Source organism: Beijerinckia indica subsp. indica ATCC 9039, from assembly GCF_000019845.1.
GTDB classification, from domain to species: domain Bacteria; phylum Pseudomonadota; class Alphaproteobacteria; order Rhizobiales; family Beijerinckiaceae; genus Beijerinckia; species Beijerinckia indica.
Genome location: NC_010581.1, coordinates 185968 through 203424 on the forward strand (window position 1 = coordinate 185968; position 17457 = coordinate 203424).

Genomic DNA, 17457 nt, shown 5'->3' on the forward strand with positions numbered 1-17457 from the left:
CCAAGACCTAAGGTTTTGGTCAGGCATTGAAGCAACATCATGCGCGATGCCGGATCGAAGTGAGAAGAGATCCTGGTCCAGCGGTCGATAGGCACGAGGAAAGAAGAGGATGAGTCTTTTCAAAAGCGGCAATGGGCGCGGGAAAAGCTGGATGTCGCGGATCGTCGCGGCGGGTTTGCTTCTTTCGGCCTCCGGCATGTCTGCCTTCGCTGAAGAAGGCGGCGCGGAAACCGCGCATCCGAAGCCGCCGCGCCAGGAATGGAGCTTTGGCGGGCCTTTGGGCAAATATGACCAGGCTCAATTGCAGCGCGGCTTTCAGGTGTTCCGCGAGGTTTGCTCCAATTGCCATGCGGCGAAATTCCTGAACTTCCGCAATCTCTCTGAGTCGGGTGGCCCCGGCTTCACCCCGGCCCAGGTCAAGGCGCTGGCGGCGCAATATAAGATCAAGGACGGCCCCAACGAGGCCGGCGAAATGTTCGAGCGTCCCGGCCGTCCTTCGGATGCCTTCCCCTGGACCTTCGCCAATCCTCAGGCCGCGACCGCCGCTCTCGGGGCTCTGCCGCCCGATATGTCGGTTCTGGCCAAGGCGCGGACCTATCAGCGCGGCTTCCCGCTGTTCCTGGTTGATCCGTTTATCCAATATCAGGAGCATGGCGCCGATTACATTTATGCGCTCCTGAACGGCTATACGAATGAGAAAGACCCGAACTGGAACGAGTTCATGCCGGGTCATAAGATCGCCATGCCGAAGCCTTTGAGCGATGGTCTTGTCGCTTATACCGACGGCACACCGCAGACGGCCCAGCAATATGCCAAGGACGTCACCTCCTTCCTGATGTGGATGGCGGAGCCGAAGCTCGAGGAACGCAAGAAGTTCGGTTTCCGGGTCGTGATCTTCTTGGCGGTCTTCGCGGCCATGCTCTATTTCGTGAAGCGCAAAGTCTGGTCGAGCGTCCACGGACATTGATCTACGACAGTTCACACTGTTCTTAACAACATCGGCCCCGAAGCGAATGCGTTTCGGGGCCGATGTTTTTTGGGCTCATCGATAGAGCACTTCCTTCTGGAGCCCCGCATAAAGCGAGGCGACCTGCTCACCATAACCGTTGAAAAGCAGTGTCGGCCTTCGTTCGCCAGTGCCGATAACCTCTTCACTCGCCTGGCTCCAGCGCGGATGCGCGACGGCGGGGTTCACATTGGCCCAGAAACCATATTCGCTAGCCTGCAATTGTTCCCAAAAGGTTTTGGGCCGCTCGGCGACGAGGGAAATGCGGGTGATCGATTTGATTGATTTGAACCCGTATTTCCAGGGCACGGCGAGACGCAGGGGGGCGCCGAACACTTTTCCCAAAGGCTTGCCATAGGCTCCGGTCACGAGAAAGGCGAGGTCGTGACCGGCCTCGGCAATGGTGAGCCCTTCCACATAGGGCCAGGGATACCAGAACTGGCGTTGGCCGGGCGCCATTTTCGCGTCGTGAAAAGTCTCCATCCGGACATAGCGCGCGCCCGACAAAGGGCGGACCTGATCCAGCAAAGCGCGCAGGGGAAAGCCGGTCCAGGGGATGGTCATGGACCAGGCCTCGACACAGCGATGGCGATAGAGCCTTTCCTCCAGCGGAAAGGTGCGTTCCAGATCATCAATGGCATAGTCGCGTGGCGCCTCGACAAGACCATCGACTTTGAGCGTCCAGGGCCTTGTTCTGAGGGATTCCGCTGCCTCGGCGACATTCTTGGTCGCGCCGAATTCATAGAAATTATTGTAATGGGCGTTGACGCGCTCGGGTGTCAGCGGCCGGTCCAAGCTATAGGTCGAATTGGTTTTGGCGGGATAAAGAGAAGCCGAGGAGCCCTCCGCATCGGCCGTGCCGCCGAATTCTGAAAGGCCCGTGGTCAAAAGAGCTCCGGCAGCCACGCTTGTGCGCAGAAAGGCGCGGCGATTGAGAAAAAGGGATTCGGGCGTCGCCTCGCAGGCGGCGATTTCCCATCCACGGCGGCGATGGAACGGCATGATGATTTTTCCCTGTTTTTTGGCGACAGCGCATCGCGCGTGACCTCGTGCCGACTTGGCAATAAAACTCTGGAGCCTGAGCCAGATTTCACGTAAAGGCCTCCTACTTTCTGGCCTCTCTTTCCGCTCTTCTGCCTCTACGGTTGATCGGAAGCTGACGTTACGCAAGAAGGCCGGAAAAATGTGCGAGCCCGAGAGGGGTGCTGATGTCCAAAGCCGTGGTCGGTATTATTGGCGGTTCCGGTGTCTATGACCTGCCGGGTCTCAAGGATTTGCGGGAAGAGCGGGTCAAGACGCCCTGGGGCGAGCCTTCCGATGCTTTGCGCTTCGGCCGTATTGGGGACACCGAGGCGGTGTTTTTGCCGAGGCATGGGCGTGGTCATGTCTATTCCCCTTCCGGCATCAACTATCGCGCCAATATCGATGCGATGAAACGTGTGGGCGTGACCGATATTGTTTCGGTCTCGGCCTGTGGCTCGTTCAAGCAGGAACTCTACCCGGGGCTTTTCGTCCTGGTCGATCAATTTGTCGATCGCACGCAGGGGCGTGAGAGCTCCTTCTTCGGCAATGGCTGCGTCGTGCATGTCTCCATGGCGCATCCGGTTGCGCCTTTGCTGCAAAAAAGGATCGCCGCTGCCGCGACGGCGGAAGAGATTCCCTTTGTCAGCGGCGGCACTTATGTGTGCATGGAGGGACCGCAATTTTCCTCAGGCGCCGAATCCCTTGGTTATAAAAGTCAAAATTTCGATGTGATCGGAATGACCGCCATGCCCGAGGCCAAGCTCGCGCGCGAGGCGGAAATTTCCTATGCGACCATCGCCATGGTCACGGATTTCGATTGCTGGCACCCAGACCATGATCATGTCGATGTCGCCTCGGTAATCAAGGTTGTGCAGGCCAATGCCGCCAATGCCGCGCGCCTTCTGGCGCGGCTCCTGGCCGATTTTCCAGATCAGCACGAGCCCTGTCCGATCGGCTCCGATCGCGCGCTTGATAATGCCTTTTTGACGGCGCCCGACGCGCGCGACCCGGATCTTCTGCAAAAGCTCGATGCCATCATGCAACGGATCAATGCGAAATGAACAAGCCCATCGATTTGAAAAGCGCGATCCGTACGATCTCCAATTATCCCAAGCCAGGCATAGAATTTCGCGACATCACCACTTTGCTTGGTGATGCTCGCGCCTTTCGCCGCGCGGTCGATGAATTGGTCCAGCCTTGGGCCGGGACCAAGGTCGACAAGATCGCCGGCATGGAGGCGCGCGGCTTCATTCTGGGCGGCGCGGTGGCGCATCAGCTTTCCGCCGGCTTCGTGCCGATCCGCAAGAAAGGCAAGCTGCCTCATACCACTGTCTCGATCGCCTATTCATTGGAATATGGTCTCGACGAGATGGAGATTCATGCCGATGCTGTGGTGAAGGGCGAGAAGGTCATCCTTGTCGATGATTTGATCGCCACCGGCGGCACGGCGACCGGCGCTGTCGGTTTGTTGCAGAAGCTCGGCGCGGAAGTCATCGCCGCCTGTTTCGTGATCGACCTGCCCGATCTTGGCGGAGCCAAGAAGATCGAGGCGCTCGGCGTGCCGGTGCGCAGCCTGATCTCTTTTGAAGGGCATTAAACAGCTTCGGGAATGTCGCGCGCCAATCCAAACAATCGGAGGTCAGGATGGATATGCGGCCGGTCTTTCTCTTCGACCTTGATGGAACGCTTGTCGATAGTGTGTATCAGCATGTGCTCGCCTGGCAGGAGGCCCTGGACATCGAAGGAATCCCTTTGTCCGTCTGGCGCATTCATCGCAAGATCGGCATGAGCGGCGGTCTGTTTACCCATCAATTGCTGAGGGAAACGAAGGTCGAAATCAGCCCGGAGCGGATCGACCGGCTGCGTCGCCTCCATGCGGAGGCTTATCGGCACCATGCCGCGAAGATAAAGCCGCTGCCCGGTGCCCGCGAATTGCTGGATACTTTGACGCGGGAGCAAATTCCCTGGGCGATCGCCACCAGCGGACGGATGGAGACCGCTGCCAAAAATCTCGAGGCGCTTGGCGTCGATCCGTCGAAATCGCCGGTCGTCACACGCGATGACGTCAAATATGCCAAGCCCGATCCGGATCTGTTTCTGGCCGCCGCGGCAAGGCTTGATACGCCGACGACCGCTTCGATTGTGGTGGGAGACAGTATCTGGGACATTCTCGCGGCGCGCCGTTGTCAGGCGCTTGGTGTCGGCGTTCTCTCAGGAGGTTACGGCGCCGATGAACTGGAGCGAGCCGGAGCCTATCGGGTCTATGAAGATCCGGCCGATATTCTTTTGCATCTCGATGAATTGGGCGGGCGCCGCTGATCGACGCTCCATAACGGAAAGTGTGCATCCTTTTGGGAGCGGAACTGGCTGAGCGTCCGATGTCTTAAACCATGAGGTGCGGCGATCCATGAAATTCAGCTTTCTCCACGCCGCCGACCTGCATCTTGGCAGCCCCTTGATCGGGCTGGCTGCCAAGGATGAGGACATTGCCCGGCAATTTGCCGCCGCGAGCCGCCAGGCTTTCTCCGACCTCGTTGCTTATGCGATCGAACAGCACATCGCCTTTGTCGTCATCGCCGGCGATATTTATGATGGCGAATGGAAGGATTCCTCAATCGGTCTGTTCTTCAACCGTGAGCTTTCCCGCCTCCATCGGGCTGGCATAGAGGTCGTAATCCTCAAGGGCAATCATGATGCAGCGAGCGTCGTGACGAAGACGATCACCTTGCCGGAAAGTGTGTATGTCTTTCCGACCAATAAGGCTTCGACGTTCAGGCTCGATGATTACCGCGTCGCCTTGCATGGCCGTAGCTTCCCGAACCGGGAAGTGAACGAGAATTATGTCGAGGCCTATCCTGAACCTGTCGCGGGCTGGTTCAATATTGGCGTGCTGCATACATCCTGCGACGGCCGTCCGCCGCATGCGCGTTACGCGCCCTGCAGCCTTGATGACATGCGTCGCCATGGCTATGATTATTGGGCGCTCGGCCATGTGCATGCGCATGAGATCTTGTGCGACGAACCCAAAATCGTCTTCGCGGGCAATTTGCAAGGCCGCAGCATCAGGGAATGTGGTCCCAAGGGCGCGGTGCGTGTCGATGTCGAGGATCAGGCGATCAAGACCGTCACGCATATCCCCTTCGATCAGGCGCGTTTCGGCAAGCTGACGCTCGATCTCGGAAGCGTGGAGGAAGAGGCTGATCTCCTCCGCCTTGTGGAAACAAACCTTGCGCCTTTCGTCAACGAGGCCGGGAAACGGCTCCTCGCTCTGCGCGTCGAATGTATAGGCGAGACCAGCTTGCACCGCGCGCTCAAGGCAGATGCGCAAAGGTTGAGCGATGAAGTGCAGGCAGCGGCGCATCGCGTGAGCGAAAATGTCTGGCTGGAAAAACTCGCGATTGCGACGCGCGAGCCTGCCTCGATGACGGGCATGACCGCCCCCTCCGATCTCGATCTCGCAGGTCTGTTCGCGGCCTGCGAGAAGGACCCGGTCCTGCGTGAAGATGTTGAGCAATTGATCAAGGATGTCAGCCGCAAGCTGCCGCGCGGCTGTAGCGATCAGGGAGAGACACTCATGGCGGAGATTGATGCCTTGATCGAAGATGCCCGTGCCTCGACGCTCGGCCGCGTCCTGCGTTAGATGCGTTTTCGAAAGGCTGTGGATGCGTCTCCTCTCGCTCTCGCTTGAACGCTTCGGCCCCTTCACCGATCGCCTTCTGACCTTTCGTGAGGGCGCGAAACTGCATCTCGTCCACGGGCCGAACGAGGCGGGCAAAAGTTCGTCATTGGCCGCGATCGGCGATCTTCTCTTCGGCATTCCCCGCAAGACACGTTTTGCCTTTGTGCATCAGGAACGCGATTTGCGCCTTGGCGCGACCCTGTTGTCGCGTGAGGGGCTCCGTTTTGATTTTCGTCGTAAGCCCGGTGGAAAAGGCGCCTTGATCGGGGCCGACGGCAATACGCTACCCGATGATGCACTGGCGCCATGGCTGGGCGGTCTCTCGCGTGAGGTGTTTGGCCATGCCTTCGGCCTCGATGCGGAGAGTCTGCGCGCCAATGCTGAAATGCTCCTCGACGCCGAGGGCGATATGGGCGCGAGCCTCTTGGCAGCTGCTTCCGGCTTGCGCGGTCTCGTCACCCTGCGCCAGACCCTCGATGACGAAGCAGACCAGATCTATGGCGAACGCAAGGCTCAGCACCGGCTCTTCTATCAGGCGCTTGCCCGTTACGAGGAGGCGAGCGAGGCGATCCGCAAGGATGAACTCAAAGCGGATGATTGGAAGACGCTCAATGCCGAAATCGAAAGGCTGGGAGCGGACCGTCACTCTCTCAAGGAACAAAGGGTGGATCTTGCGCGGGAACAGGCACGGCTCGAACGATTGAAACGGATCGCGCCGCTGTTCGATGCGATCGACGGACGTATGCGGCAGATCGAGGCTTTGGGTGATCTGCCGGAGGTCCCGCCAGGCTTTGCGCGGCATATCGAAGACGAATTGAATGCGGCCGAAGCCGCGCGCAAGCGTCTCGCCGATTTGCTGGGGGAGAAGCAACGCGCCGAACATGAACTCGCCTCGATCGCAATCGATATACATTTGCTTGATCAGGCCGAGACGATCAGTGAGTTGTTTGCCCGTACGCAAGCTTATGCCGCGAGCCGCAAGGATCTCCCGCGCGTGGTGAGCGAAAGGGATGAGAAGGAAGCGGCATTGCGCCAATGCGGCGCGAGCCTCGGCCTCACCGAGGGCATTTTGCGGGAGGATCAGCAACCAAGTTCCGCCGCCATTGCCCGTGTCACCCATCTCATCAGAAAGGGGCGAGCCGCCGCGAATGAAGTGGAAAGCCTTCGGCACAATTTGCGGAAGGAGGAAGACAGGCAGCGTGACTTATTGCGGGAAAAGGAACGCCTCGGTGTTTTGAGCGATCCCGCGCCCTTGCTGGAACAAATGGCTCGCTTGGGCGCATTCGAGACCGAAATCGCGAAATATACGGATTTACGTCAGAAAATTCGTGCGGAGACACAGGCGCTCGATGAGGCGGCTGCGCGGCTTCAGCCGAGAGTGACAAGGCTCGATGATGTCGTTTCACGGCCGTTGCCGAGCAATGCAACGATCCAGCGGTTTCAAACCGATTTCGCCACGCTCGAGACGGAGATCCGGCGCGAGGAGGAAAAACGCGGCGAGGCTTTGGAACGGGCCGCAAATGCGCGGGAAGAGCTTGCAAGGCTCGCCGGCGAGGGGCCAGTGCCCTCGCGCGAGGCGATATTGGCGGCGCGTGGCGCGCGCGAGGCTCTTTGGGACAAGTTGCGACAAGATTTGCTGAATCCCGGCACTGAGTTGCAAGCGGCCCGCGTGGAAACAATCGCCGCTTTCGATCGCTGCCGTTTGGAAGCCGATGATCTTGCCGATCGCGCGGCGGGAGAGGCACAGAGGATCGCAGCTCATCTGCGCTTCACGCAAAGTCTCAAGGATGAAGAACGTAAGGCCGATGAGGCGGTACACAAACTGGCGGACCAGCGGGCACGCCAGCAAAGCCTTGCCGAAACTTGGGGTGAGGCCTGGGCCGGCAGCGGTCTCACGCCTCTGATGCCCGCTGAAATGCAGGCTTTCGCAATGCAGCTCAATGAGCTTTTGCGGCGGCGTGAGGGGCTTTTGCGCGAGCATGCGGCTTGGACCGAAAGTGAGGCGCGTCTCGCCGTGGCACGCCCAGGCCTCGCGGCTCTGGCCAAAATCCTGAATCTGGAAGTGCTTTCGCTCGAAACCGTTGAAGCGGAGGATCTCGCAAATCTCTACGGCCGGATCGGGCGGCTGGTGCAAGCCCGTAAAGACGCCTGGGACGGCGCGCGCGATCTCGCCGCGCGGGAGCGCCAATTCGCCGAAAGCATTACCGATCTCAGAAATGCGGTTTTGGAGAGCGAGCGCGACCATGCTGTCTTTGCTACCAAGTGGAGTGAAGCGGTCAGCGCGATCGGGCTTCGCCGCGAGGCCCTGATCGAAGAGGCGGAGGCCGCGCTGGATGTCTGGCGACAGGCACCAGCATTGTTCGAGGCGCGTAATAATCGGGCGCGTCGTGTTGAAGGCATGCAACGCGATCAAAAGCTTTTTGAAAGCGAGACGGTGCCGCTCCTGGCCGATGTCGCCCCCGATCTCGCGGCTCTGCCGCATGATCATGCGATTAAAACTCTGCATACGCGGCTCGTGGCCATGCAGAAGGACCAATCGCGACGGGAGGAATGCTGCAAGACCTTGCAGCGTTTCGAGGTCGAGATGTCCAGCGCGGAAAAGACTCTAGAACAGGCCGAGGCGCGTCTTGCTGACCACGCCGCCAGCATAGGGGCCGCGCGCGACGATCTTGCGGGTCTATGGCCAAGGCTGGCCGAGCGTGAGAGTTTCCAGAAGGAGATCGAGGCGAGAAAACAGCAGATCCATGATCTTGCCGACGGATATGCGGAAGCTGATCTACGTGACGAACTGGCGGCGAGTGACCGTGATCGCCTCGATGCCGATCTTCAAGCCTTGCGGGAGGAAGGCGAAAGGCTCGTGCAGAAAAGCAACGAAATCTATGCGAGCCAGGAAAGACATTTGGAGCGGCGTCAGAAACTGGAAGGCGGTGATGGTGTCCAGGCGGAAATCGCCTTGCAGCGGCGGCGTAATGCCGAAGCTGAAATGCTGGCTGCGGCGCGCGATTATGTCGTGAAGAAGATTGGCGGCAAGCTGATCGAGCGCGCGATCACGCGCGCGCGCGAAGAACGGCAAAGCCCTTTGTTGCGGCGCGCGAGCGAGATTTTCGCGCATCTCACGGGGGGAGACTGGGCCGCCATCGAGCAGGAATTCGATGCCGATGACAAGCCGCATCTTGTCGGCCGCAAAAGCCGGGAGACCATAAGACGGGAAGATACAAAAGAGGAGAGTGCGGGAAAGGCGGTGCCGGTCATCGGCATGAGCGAGGGCACGCGCGATCAGCTCTATCTCGCTTTGCGGCTCGCCTATCTGACCGATTATGCCGAGCGCGCCGAGGCCGCGCCTTTTATTGGCGATGATCTTTTCGCCAGTTTCGATGATGTGCGGACAGGCCATGGATTGCGCGCGCTGGCGGCGATCGGTGATCTTGTGCAACCCATTCTTTTCACGCATCATCATCATGTCGTCGAGATCGCCAAGGCGGCTCTCGGTGACGCGGTCGATGTCATCGAGTTATACCAAAGGTCGTAAAGAACGACCTTTGGTTCCTTTCTTGAATTTTCGCTTTTTCAAAGCGATGGCGAAAATTCAAGAGCGGTCCAACGGTCATTTATTATGACCGTTGGTATTATGAAGAGGGAAGCTCAGATCATTTCGGCGTTGAGCTTCAAGCGCCAATAGGACAGGTGTTCCTTCAAAACCTTCCCATTGAAATAGGCTTGTATTTCATCACTCAGCCGTTCGAGCAGAGAAAGAGAACTAGCTCTGATCGATCAGAGCCAGTTCGGCGGCATTTCACTGGTACAGAGCGCAGGCGCCTCCTGACCATCGAACACACCTGCGGGTTTGGCGGATGGTACTTCTGGCTACGCAGACGCCATTAACGAGTGTGCTACCTGGCCCGCAGCCGAGGCGGACTTGTGTGATCATGGCGTCCGGGTGAGGAGTCGGCGCGGGCGTCATTGCTTGCACCGATGTTGCGGCGAATAAGGCAAAGCTAGCGACAGCAATTAACCTGATCATTCTTCTTCTCCCTTTTTAAGTGGGGGGCTTGCTTAAACCGACATTCCCCAAATAGGGCTTCCGAACGAACTGCGGCTTACCTGAATTTGACTCCCTTGATCGACAACCGAAATGCGTCCTTTAGACGGTTTGTTCCGGTTATTTAAAAAATTTATCACCGGGTTTCGGCCTGAAATCCGGGCGGAGCATATTCCCAGCGGTAACCCCTCGCCGCTTTCTCATAGGCGAAGTTATACAAAGCACGCATGTATCCCTGATCGAATAGCACCTTGTGCTCCGCCTGAAAATCATCGCCGATGTAAGCGACGTTGAAGTCTGCGCCAGCACGCATACATGTCAAATAAATACGATAGAGGTCGCCAAGACCAACATAGTTAATCATTATCATGATAGCCTTGCCGGCGATCGAAAGGGTCGCCCTCTGCACATCGCTCCAGTCGGTTGTCAGGCGCGAATTGCGAATCACGTATGCGACCATGCGCTGTCTGCGAAACCCCGTCTTTTCCTGGGCTATGCGCACGACGAGAGTAGGCGGAATAAGAAATGATTGGCTGACAGCGCCGCCATCAACATGCATTTCCTGATAGGATCTGCCATTGGCTTCGACGTCGATCAACACAGGAGGAAATTCCCCTGGTATGGATGCGGACGCAAGGAGGAGCCGGCGGATGAGTTTAAGCGCATCTGAATGGCCGCTTGCGGCGATGGCTCCGATGTTCCACAGGACCGGCACACCGGCATCGAGATTGGCCGTCTGGATTAACAGGAGTCGTCCTTTCTCGTATTCTGCGGCAATCTTGGCAAGTACCGCTTCGTCGAAATAGTGCGCAATAGTTTCAAACAACGGACTCGTGTCGGCCATGGCGTCCTGCCAAAGTGCGGCGAAGGGCGCGAACCTCTCGACGAAGACTTTCGACGGGCTGATATTGGTGTAAACGTCGGTCAGAACCGCATCATATTCAGGGCCCAAGAAAGCGAACGGCGCAGTCAGCGCGCCGGTGCTCACTCCGGTGACAAGTTTGAATTTTGGACGGTCGCCATGTTCGGTCCAACCGACGAGCAGACCAGCGCCAAAAGCACCATTATCTCCGCCTCCCGAAAGCGCCAGGTAATGCCCAGTCGGAAGGATGCCGCCTTGGCTGACGCCAAGGCTGTTGGCTTCGCGAACGAGCGCGAGCTCTTGTTCTGCGGAGAGGGCCCCCGGCTCATCGAGAAAAAAACGCGCATTCGGGAGCCCAAGTACGATCGCATCGCGGCGTTCGGATGGCGGCACAGCAATGCCGCGTCCGACTTTGGAGCAGGCGGATAGTAACGCGAAGGCGGTAGCGGAAAGCCACTGCCGGCGGCTCAAATCGAATTCGCTTCTGCTTCTCATATTTTCACGCCACGACGGCCTAAGTCAGACGTGGGTAAGACATAGGCCTTCGGAAAAAGGTTTTCCAGTGATAAGATTTCCCGCTGAACTGGCATTGCGCAGTCCGCGCCGCTGCGCTCGATCACAGCTTAGTAACAGGTTAACCTTGGAAAGTGCTCTTCGACTGAAGATGCGAATTGCGGCGCCAATCGGCCCGTTGAACAGCCTGATGGTGAATGGTGGCAAGAGGTCGTAGGGTGGCCGAAGCGCAGCGCAAGGATGGGGAGTCAGTCGGATGCGTGCGGCACAGGAGGCTGCCTATCGCTTCCTAGCGGCGATGGCCGAGGATCTTCCGGGATTTGAGGAAGCGGCATGCGCTTTGTTTGCGGGTGATCGCAAAAGGCTCGAGGATGATATGGCGGCATGGCCGCCCGATCTGCGAGTGCATGCGCTCAAACTTGCGGGCGATGACAGACAAGACGAGAGCATCGGACTTTCAAAGTGAACCCAGTCCGATGCTCTCTCTTTCTGTAAACGCATCAGATCAGACCCAAAAGTGGGAGCCACTTTTGGGTCTGATGCTCGAACCGATCGACAAGTCCTCAATGCCTTATCTTTTTCTTCCACGGAAAATGTATCCATGTCCTCTCAAATCGCCGTTCTCTTCGTTTGCACAGGCAATATTTGCCGCTCGCCTCTCGCTGAAGCGGCCTTTCGGGAAGAGATCATGCGCCTTGGCGTGTTGGCGCAGGTCGATTCCGCGGGCATCGGTGCCTGGCATATTGGTGATCCGCCCGATCGGCGCGCGCAGGCGGTGGCGCGCCGTCATGGAATCGAGATCGGAGATTATCGCGCGCGGCAAGTCGAAAAGACGGATTTTGAACATTTCACGCATGTGATTGCTTTGGACAACAGCCATCTCCGAGCGCTACGGCGTCTTTCTCCAGAGGGATCGCGCGCGCAAACGAGCCTCTTGCTCGATCATGTTCCTGGCCGCGCCGGGCAGGATGTCGAAGATCCTTATTATGGGTCTGATGCCGGTTTCGATCAGACGTGGCGAGATGTCGTGGAAGGGGCGGCGGGGCTGGCGCGAGGCCTGTGGAGGCGCTGAATGAATCCTCTCGCGGCGATTGCGGCGCGCTTGCTTGGCGTGGAGGTCCGTGCCGTTGAACCGGTCAGTGGTGGCGATCTTTCGCAGGTTCTGCGTCTGATCCTGGCGGACGGACACGCAATTCTTGTCAAGAATGGTCCCGCGCCGCAGGTCGAAGCTCGCATGTTACGGACCATCGCTGATGCCGGAGTGCCAGCCCCCAAAGTGCTGGCCGTGAATGAGACAGCGCTCGTTTTGGAGGAATTGCCCCAAGAGGGGCGCTTGAGCGATAGCTCGAAGGATTTGTGGGCGGACCTTGGCACCGTGCTGGCGCGATTACATACAGCGCAAGATGATCTTTATGGATGGGAGAGTGATTACGCCTTTGGTCTCTTGCCGATTGTCAATGAAAGGCAAAAGGATTGGCCGGCCTTCTGGGCCGAGCACCGCTTGTTGCCCTTTTTACCGCACATCCATTCAACCCTGGGACAAAGACTGGAAAGCCTCGCGCGTGATCTGCCGAACAGGCTTCCCAAAAATCCGCCGCCGGTGCTGTTGCATGGCGACCTTTGGAGCGGCAATATTCTGGTGGCACAAGGCAAGATCACTGGTCTGATCGATCCGGCCTGCTATTACGGCCATGCGGAGGTGGATCTCGGCATGCTGACTCTCTTCGACAGGCCAGACGCCGCCTTCTATCAAAACTACTTTGTGCTTGAACAAGGACACGAGGAGAGAATCGCGCTCTACAGATTGTGGCCAGCTTTGGTGCATCTGTATCTGTTTGGCGGGTCCTATATCCGTCTGGTGGATGACTTATTGAAGCGTCTTGGTTTGTAATGAACCTTTGCTGAAAGCGATCAGCGCCGCAGGATCTGGCTCGGTTCCTTGAGTCTTGCCTGCCATTGTTGACGCACCAGTTCCGGGTCCTCGTGTTCTTCTTGCGGATAGCCGATGCAGAGATAGGCGATGAATTGCCAGTCGGATGGTACGTCGAGCGTTTTCTTCAAAACACCTGGATGCAGGATCGAAACCCAGCCAAGCCCCAGGCCGCGCGCGCGGGCGGCGAGCCAGATGATCTGAATGGCGGCCACGACCGAATAGGATAGGGTTTCTGGCATGGTCAAGCGGCCGAGCCTGTCGCCGGCGAGTGTATCCATATCGCAAAAGACCGCGAGATGAACTGGCGCTTCCTTGAGCCCTGATAGTTTGAGGCGCGCATAACGGGCGGCGCGTTCGCCTTCATAGGTGTTCAAGGCCTCGGCGTTGCAGGCGTTGAAATCATCGATCACCTGTTGCCGACGTTCACGGCTTTCGACACTCACGAAACGCCAGGGTTGGCTATTGCCCACCGAAGGGGCGAGTGTCGCCATGGCCACCAGTTCCTCAATGAGGGCGGGCGCAACCGGATCCGGCAAAAAACGGCGGACGTCACGCCGCCAGCGGAACAGATCCATCAAGCGTGTAAAGAAAGCATCGTCGAAGACGGGCGGCTGTTGTGTTCGGCCCGGCTCCATGAAATCGGCTGTCTTCGCTGTCAAGGTCGTGGTGCTCATGACCGGATTCTTCATCACGGGGCTTTTCAAGGCCGTGTCTGCCAAAAAATGACGGGTTTGAAGGAGAAGACCAAACGGCCGTCCTGGTTGACGGCTTTGTTGATGCTTGTGACGAGACCCCACCCGGGCCGTGATGTCGGCCGTACACTTTCGACCGTGCCTGTATAGGTGATCCGATCGCCTGCATAAACGGGATGCGGCCATTTCAGATCGACGAAACCGGGCGAGGGGCCGAGTTCCGGCAGGAGTCCGCCTTGGTCGGCGAATTCTTTGAAGAAGGCATCACGATGGATCATGTAATGTTTCATCCAGATCGCGCCGGTCTGCCAACCCGAGGCAGCGAGACGGCCGAAATGACTCTGCCGGGCTGCTTCTTCATCGAGATGAAACGGCTGCGGGTCATAGGCCGAGGCGAAACTGATAATCGATTCCGCCGTAAACAGTTCCGTACCGAGCGTAATCTCCTCGCCGATGCGCAGATCCTCCAGATATTGCGAGGGCGGCCAAGGCTTAAGGGGCCGGTCCGGGAACTTTGTCGCTGCACTATTGCCAGCGCCCGATGGGAGCGAACGCTCGACCGGCTTTTGTGGCATGTCGCGGCGGCCCATCAGCAAAACATTCTGCTGTGTCATCACCAATTCGCCCGAGGCATTGCCGACCTCGACGAAGAGATTGACGAGCCCCATTTCCGGCCGGCTTTTGGAAATCCGTTTGTCGCGTATGTGAATGCGCGCATTCAATCTGTCACCGGGGCGCACCGGCTTCAGCCATTTCAATTCCTCTATGCCGGGAGACCCAAGTGAGGCGGCCTTGCCAATGAAAACGTCATGCACCAGGCGTTGTGTCAGGGAGGCCGTTTGCCAGCCGGAGGCGGCGAGCCCGCCAAGCAGCGAGCTTTTGGCCGCTTCCTCGTCGAGATGGAAAGGCTGTGGATCATAGACTTTCGCAAAGTCGATGATCTCCTCCTTGGTCACTTCACGCGTGCCGCTTTCGATGACTTTGCCGCTCGTCATGTCTTCGTAAAAAATCATGTCCGAAGAGCCTCCCTTCCGTTTCTGTTTTTCCTCTGTATGCATCGCCCGATGTCATGCCAACGGTCATAATGAATGACCGTTGGCCCGCTCTTGAATTTTCGCCATCGCTTTGAAGAAGCGAAAATTCAAGAAAGGAACCAAAGGTCGTTCTTCACGACCTTTGGTATCACGTGGCGAAGCGGAAATGCAGAATATCACCGTCCGCGACAACATAGTCCTTGCCTTCGAGCCGGAATTTTCCCGCTTCCCTCGCCCCCGTCTCACCCTGATGCGTGACATAATCGGGATAGGCGATGGTTTCCGCGCGAATGAAACCTTTTTCGAAATCAGTATGGATGACCCCCGCCGCCTGCGGTCCCTTGGTGCCGGCAGGAATCGTCCAGGCGCGAGCCTCCTTTGGCCCGACCGTGAAATAGGTAATGAGGCCGAGCAGGCCATAGCCGGCGCGAATGACACGGTTGAGGCCCGGCTCCTCGAGGCCAACCGCTTCCAGATAATCCTTCTGGTCCTCGGGGGGCAGGATGGCGATCTCGCTTTCGATCTTGGCTGACACGACAACCGCGACGGCGCCTTCCTCGGCCGCGCGGGCGGCTACGGCGGCCGAAAAGCTATTGCCCTTGTCGGCAGAGGCTTCCTCGACATTGCAGACATAGAGAACCGGCTTGGCGCTCAAGAGACCGAGGCTCGCGAAAAGCTTGCGTTCCTCCGGCCGTACTTCGGCGAGCCGCGCCGGCTTGCCCTCGCGCAGGAGCACGAGGCAGCGATTGACGAGTTCGAGGATTTCCTTGGCTTCCTTATCGCCGCCCTTGGCCTTTTTCTCGATATTGCCGACGCGTTTTTCGAGCGATTCGAGATCAGCCAGCATGAGTTCGGTCTCGATCGTCTCGATATCATCGATGGGTGCGATCTTGCCGGCCACATGGGTAATATCGGAATCCTCGAAACACCGCACCACATGGGCAATGGCGTCGCATTCGCGGATATTGCCGAGGAATTGATTGCCGAGACCCTCACCCTTGGAGGCGCCGCGCACGAGGCCGGCAATATCGACAAAGGTGAGCCGCGTCGGAATGATGTCTTTGGAATGGGCTATGGCCGCCAGCGTCGTGAGCCTGTCGTCGGGCACGGCGACATCGCCGACATTCGGCTCAATCGTGCAGAAGGGATAATTGGCCGCCTGCGCCGCCGCCGTCTGTGTCAGGGCATTGAAGAGGGTCGATTTGCCGACATTGGGCAGACCGACGATGCCGCATTTGAAACCCATGGAATCCTCGTTGTGGAAGCCCGGCCAGGAGCAAGCGGGCGGGGCCTTGGCGCTGGAGCATTTTCAAGCGAAATGAGCATCAGTTCGCGTTCAGAAAATGCGTTCGTTCGATAAGCCAAAGCACTTTCATGATTCCGTGATTCACGGAAGGGCTTTAGGCCGGTTTGGAATTTTCTTCTTTATAAAAGCCGGTAAGGGGAAAACAAAAGCCAGGATATAGCGACGTGTAGAAACTTATTCTCCAATTTTGTGGGGGCTTGGCGGTATGGTAGGGGCGGCCGACGATAATGGAGGGGTCATCGGCATGGCTGGACACGATTTCTGGACAACGGGTCGGCGAAAAGCCTGTTTTCTCCTCCTGAGTGTTTTGCTGGGCTTGGCCTTTCCGGCTGAATGGGCGGGAGCCGAAGAGGGCGTGCTCCGCATCGGCTATCAGCGATCCTCCACCTTGATGGCGCTCCTGAAGGCCAGCGGCCGTCTCGATCAGGCCTTGGTGGCCAAAGGCGTGAGCCTGCGCTGGCTCGAATTCACCAGCGGCTTGCCCATGCTGGAGGCCTTGAACCTCGGCAATGTCGATGTCACGGCCGATGTCGCCGATACGGTGCCGATCTTCGCGCAAGCCGCGGGTGCGAAGCTGACCTATATTGCCGAGGAGGCGGTCTCGCCCGAGGCCCAGGCGGTTCTGGTGCCGGCCCATTCGCCGATCAAGACACTTGCTGATCTCAAGGGCAAAAAAATCGCCGTCACCAAGGCGGCGGGCAGCCATTATCTGTTGATTAAGGCGCTCGCCAGTGCGGGCCTCGATTTCAAGGCAATCCAGCCCGTCTATCTGACGCCTGCTGACGGCAGGGCGGCTTTGGCCAGTGACAAGGTGGATGCTCTCGTGACCTGGGAGCCTTTCGTATCCAGCGTTGCGCGGCAGACATCAGCCCGGATTCTCGCGGATGGGACGGGGCTTGCGAATTACAAACGTTATTACCTGACGACCCCAAACTATGCTGAACATCATGCGCCGGTTCTCGATGCGCTCTTTGCGCAGCTCGAGGAGACGGGCCGAGAGACCAAGGCGCATCCGCAAGCAGCGGCCGACATTCTGGCGAAACTCTGGGGCATTGACGCGGAGACAGTCGAACAGGCCAATAGCAAAAGAAGCTATCGTGTCGGGGTCGTTACACGCGATGGGCTCGGCGAGCAGCAGCGCATCGCCGATGCCTTTTTCGAGGCGGGCCTTTTGCCGAAGCGGATTGATACACAGGATGTGTCGATCTTTACGCCTCAAGCGCCGTGACGCTTGTCCTGATGCGGGTTCGGTTGCTTTAAACCATGCGGCGAAACAGATGGGCCGAGGTCAAGAACAGCAAAGCCACTATACTGTATAGCTGATGGATTATTATTATAGTAAAGCCATTGGTGCCCATTTTTTTTTGTAA

15 protein-coding genes are annotated in these 17457 nt (G+C 58.1%); 10 read left to right on the top strand and 5 right to left on the bottom strand.

The window, feature by feature from the left end; genetic code table 11:
* The first annotated feature begins 109 nt into the window (after positions 1 to 109).
* Complete coding sequence (locus BIND_RS00795) at positions 110 to 967, top strand: cytochrome c1 (protein ID WP_012383172.1); 858 nt, start codon at positions 110 to 112, stop codon at positions 965 to 967.
* 75 nt (positions 968 to 1042) lie between these two features.
* On the opposite strand, the gene msrP is transcribed toward BIND_RS00795, so the two are convergent.
* A complete protein-coding gene (msrP, locus tag BIND_RS00800; RefSeq protein WP_012383173.1) occupies positions 1043 to 2008 on the bottom strand; it encodes a protein-methionine-sulfoxide reductase catalytic subunit MsrP in 966 nt (321 codons plus the stop codon).
* A gap of 206 nt (positions 2009 to 2214) precedes the next feature.
* On the opposite strand from msrP, the gene BIND_RS00805 reads away from it, so the two are divergent.
* From BIND_RS00805 to BIND_RS00825, 5 genes are all read left to right on the top strand, one after another.
* Positions 2215 to 3090: an S-methyl-5'-thioadenosine phosphorylase gene (locus tag BIND_RS00805; RefSeq protein WP_012383174.1), complete on the top strand. Its 876-nt coding sequence runs from the start codon at positions 2215 to 2217 to the stop codon at positions 3088 to 3090.
* Positions 3087 to 3626: an adenine phosphoribosyltransferase gene (locus tag BIND_RS00810; protein WP_012383175.1), complete on the top strand. Its 540-nt coding sequence runs from the start codon at positions 3087 to 3089 to the stop codon at positions 3624 to 3626. The genes BIND_RS00805 and BIND_RS00810 overlap by 4 nt, the downstream gene beginning before the upstream one ends.
* 47 nt (positions 3627 to 3673) lie before the next feature.
* The gene (locus BIND_RS00815) at positions 3674 to 4348 is read left to right on the top strand and encodes an HAD family hydrolase (RefSeq protein ID WP_012383176.1); all 675 of its coding nucleotides are present in this window, start codon (positions 3674 to 3676) and stop codon (positions 4346 to 4348) included.
* 88 nt (positions 4349 to 4436) lie between these two features.
* A complete protein-coding gene (locus tag BIND_RS00820) occupies positions 4437 to 5669 on the top strand; it encodes a metallophosphoesterase family protein (RefSeq protein ID WP_012383177.1) in 1233 nt (410 codons plus the stop codon).
* Positions 5670 to 5691: 22 nt separating this feature from the next.
* Complete coding sequence (locus tag BIND_RS00825; protein WP_012383178.1) at positions 5692 to 9237, top strand: ATP-binding protein; 3546 nt, start codon at positions 5692 to 5694, stop codon at positions 9235 to 9237.
* A gap of 646 nt (positions 9238 to 9883) precedes the next feature.
* Here the strand turns inward: BIND_RS00825 and BIND_RS00830 are convergent.
* Entirely contained in the window at positions 9884 to 11104 is a 1221-nt protein-coding gene (locus tag BIND_RS00830; RefSeq protein WP_012383180.1) for a patatin-like phospholipase family protein, read from the bottom strand.
* 274 nt (positions 11105 to 11378) lie between these two features.
* Here BIND_RS00830 and BIND_RS00835 point away from each other — a divergent pair, with 274 nt between their 5' ends.
* The 3 genes from BIND_RS00835 (at position 11379) to BIND_RS00845 (ending at position 13013) form a co-directional block, all read left to right on the top strand.
* A complete protein-coding gene (locus BIND_RS00835; RefSeq protein WP_041777854.1) occupies positions 11379 to 11588 on the top strand; it encodes a DUF2239 family protein in 210 nt (69 codons plus the stop codon).
* A 135-nt stretch (positions 11589 to 11723) separates the two neighbouring features.
* Positions 11724 to 12194 carry a low molecular weight protein-tyrosine-phosphatase gene (locus BIND_RS00840; protein ID WP_012383181.1) on the top strand — a complete coding sequence of 157 codons (471 nt, stop codon included), beginning with the start codon at positions 11724 to 11726 and terminating at the stop codon, positions 12192 to 12194.
* A complete protein-coding gene (locus tag BIND_RS00845; RefSeq protein WP_012383182.1) occupies positions 12195 to 13013 on the top strand; it encodes a fructosamine kinase family protein in 819 nt (272 codons plus the stop codon).
* A 20-nt stretch (positions 13014 to 13033) separates the two neighbouring features.
* Here BIND_RS00845 and bluB read toward each other — a convergent pair whose 3' ends face one another.
* The 3 genes from bluB to ychF form a co-directional block, all read right to left on the bottom strand.
* The gene (gene bluB, locus BIND_RS00850) at positions 13034 to 13744 is read right to left on the bottom strand and encodes a 5,6-dimethylbenzimidazole synthase (RefSeq protein WP_012383183.1); all 711 of its coding nucleotides are present in this window, start codon (positions 13742 to 13744) and stop codon (positions 13034 to 13036) included.
* Positions 13745 to 13755: 11 nt separating this feature from the next.
* On the bottom strand, positions 13756 to 14760 hold the full coding sequence (locus BIND_RS00855; RefSeq protein WP_012383184.1) for a MaoC family dehydratase: 1005 nt from the start codon (positions 14758 to 14760) through the stop codon (positions 13756 to 13758).
* Between the two features lie 169 nt (positions 14761 to 14929).
* Positions 14930 to 16027, bottom strand: a complete 1098-nt coding sequence (gene ychF, locus BIND_RS00860) for a redox-regulated ATPase YchF (protein WP_012383185.1) — start codon at positions 16025 to 16027, stop codon at positions 14930 to 14932.
* Between the two features lie 304 nt (positions 16028 to 16331).
* Here ychF and BIND_RS00865 point away from each other — a divergent pair, with 304 nt between their 5' ends.
* The gene (locus BIND_RS00865) at positions 16332 to 17315 is read left to right on the top strand and encodes an aliphatic sulfonate ABC transporter substrate-binding protein (protein ID WP_012383186.1); all 984 of its coding nucleotides are present in this window, start codon (positions 16332 to 16334) and stop codon (positions 17313 to 17315) included.
* Positions 17316 to 17457 lie beyond the last annotated feature (142 nt).

Excerpts from the sequence above, each read along its gene's own strand:
- BIND_RS00795 (WP_012383172.1), top strand. The coding sequence starts at position 110 with ATGAGTCTTTTCAAAAGCGGCAATGGGCGCGGGAAAAGCTGGATGTCG.
- msrP (WP_012383173.1), bottom strand. The coding sequence starts at position 2,008 with ATGCCGTTCCATCGCCGCCGTGGATGGGAAATCGCCGCCTGCGAGGCG.
- BIND_RS00805 (WP_012383174.1), top strand. The coding sequence starts at position 2,215 with ATGTCCAAAGCCGTGGTCGGTATTATTGGCGGTTCCGGTGTCTATGAC.
- BIND_RS00810 (WP_012383175.1), top strand. The coding sequence starts at position 3,087 with ATGAACAAGCCCATCGATTTGAAAAGCGCGATCCGTACGATCTCCAAT.
- BIND_RS00815 (WP_012383176.1), top strand. The coding sequence starts at position 3,674 with ATGGATATGCGGCCGGTCTTTCTCTTCGACCTTGATGGAACGCTTGTC.
- BIND_RS00820 (WP_012383177.1), top strand. The coding sequence starts at position 4,437 with ATGAAATTCAGCTTTCTCCACGCCGCCGACCTGCATCTTGGCAGCCCC.
- BIND_RS00825 (WP_012383178.1), top strand. The coding sequence starts at position 5,692 with ATGCGTCTCCTCTCGCTCTCGCTTGAACGCTTCGGCCCCTTCACCGAT.
- BIND_RS00830 (WP_012383180.1), bottom strand. The coding sequence starts at position 11,104 with ATGAGAAGCAGAAGCGAATTCGATTTGAGCCGCCGGCAGTGGCTTTCC.
- BIND_RS00835 (WP_041777854.1), top strand. The coding sequence starts at position 11,379 with ATGCGTGCGGCACAGGAGGCTGCCTATCGCTTCCTAGCGGCGATGGCC.
- BIND_RS00840 (WP_012383181.1), top strand. The coding sequence starts at position 11,724 with ATGTCCTCTCAAATCGCCGTTCTCTTCGTTTGCACAGGCAATATTTGC.
- BIND_RS00845 (WP_012383182.1), top strand. The coding sequence starts at position 12,195 with ATGAATCCTCTCGCGGCGATTGCGGCGCGCTTGCTTGGCGTGGAGGTC.
- bluB (WP_012383183.1), bottom strand. The coding sequence starts at position 13,744 with ATGAAGAATCCGGTCATGAGCACCACGACCTTGACAGCGAAGACAGCC.
- BIND_RS00855 (WP_012383184.1), bottom strand. The coding sequence starts at position 14,760 with ATGATTTTTTACGAAGACATGACGAGCGGCAAAGTCATCGAAAGCGGC.
- ychF (WP_012383185.1), bottom strand. The coding sequence starts at position 16,027 with ATGGGTTTCAAATGCGGCATCGTCGGTCTGCCCAATGTCGGCAAATCG.
- BIND_RS00865 (WP_012383186.1), top strand. The coding sequence starts at position 16,332 with ATGGCTGGACACGATTTCTGGACAACGGGTCGGCGAAAAGCCTGTTTT.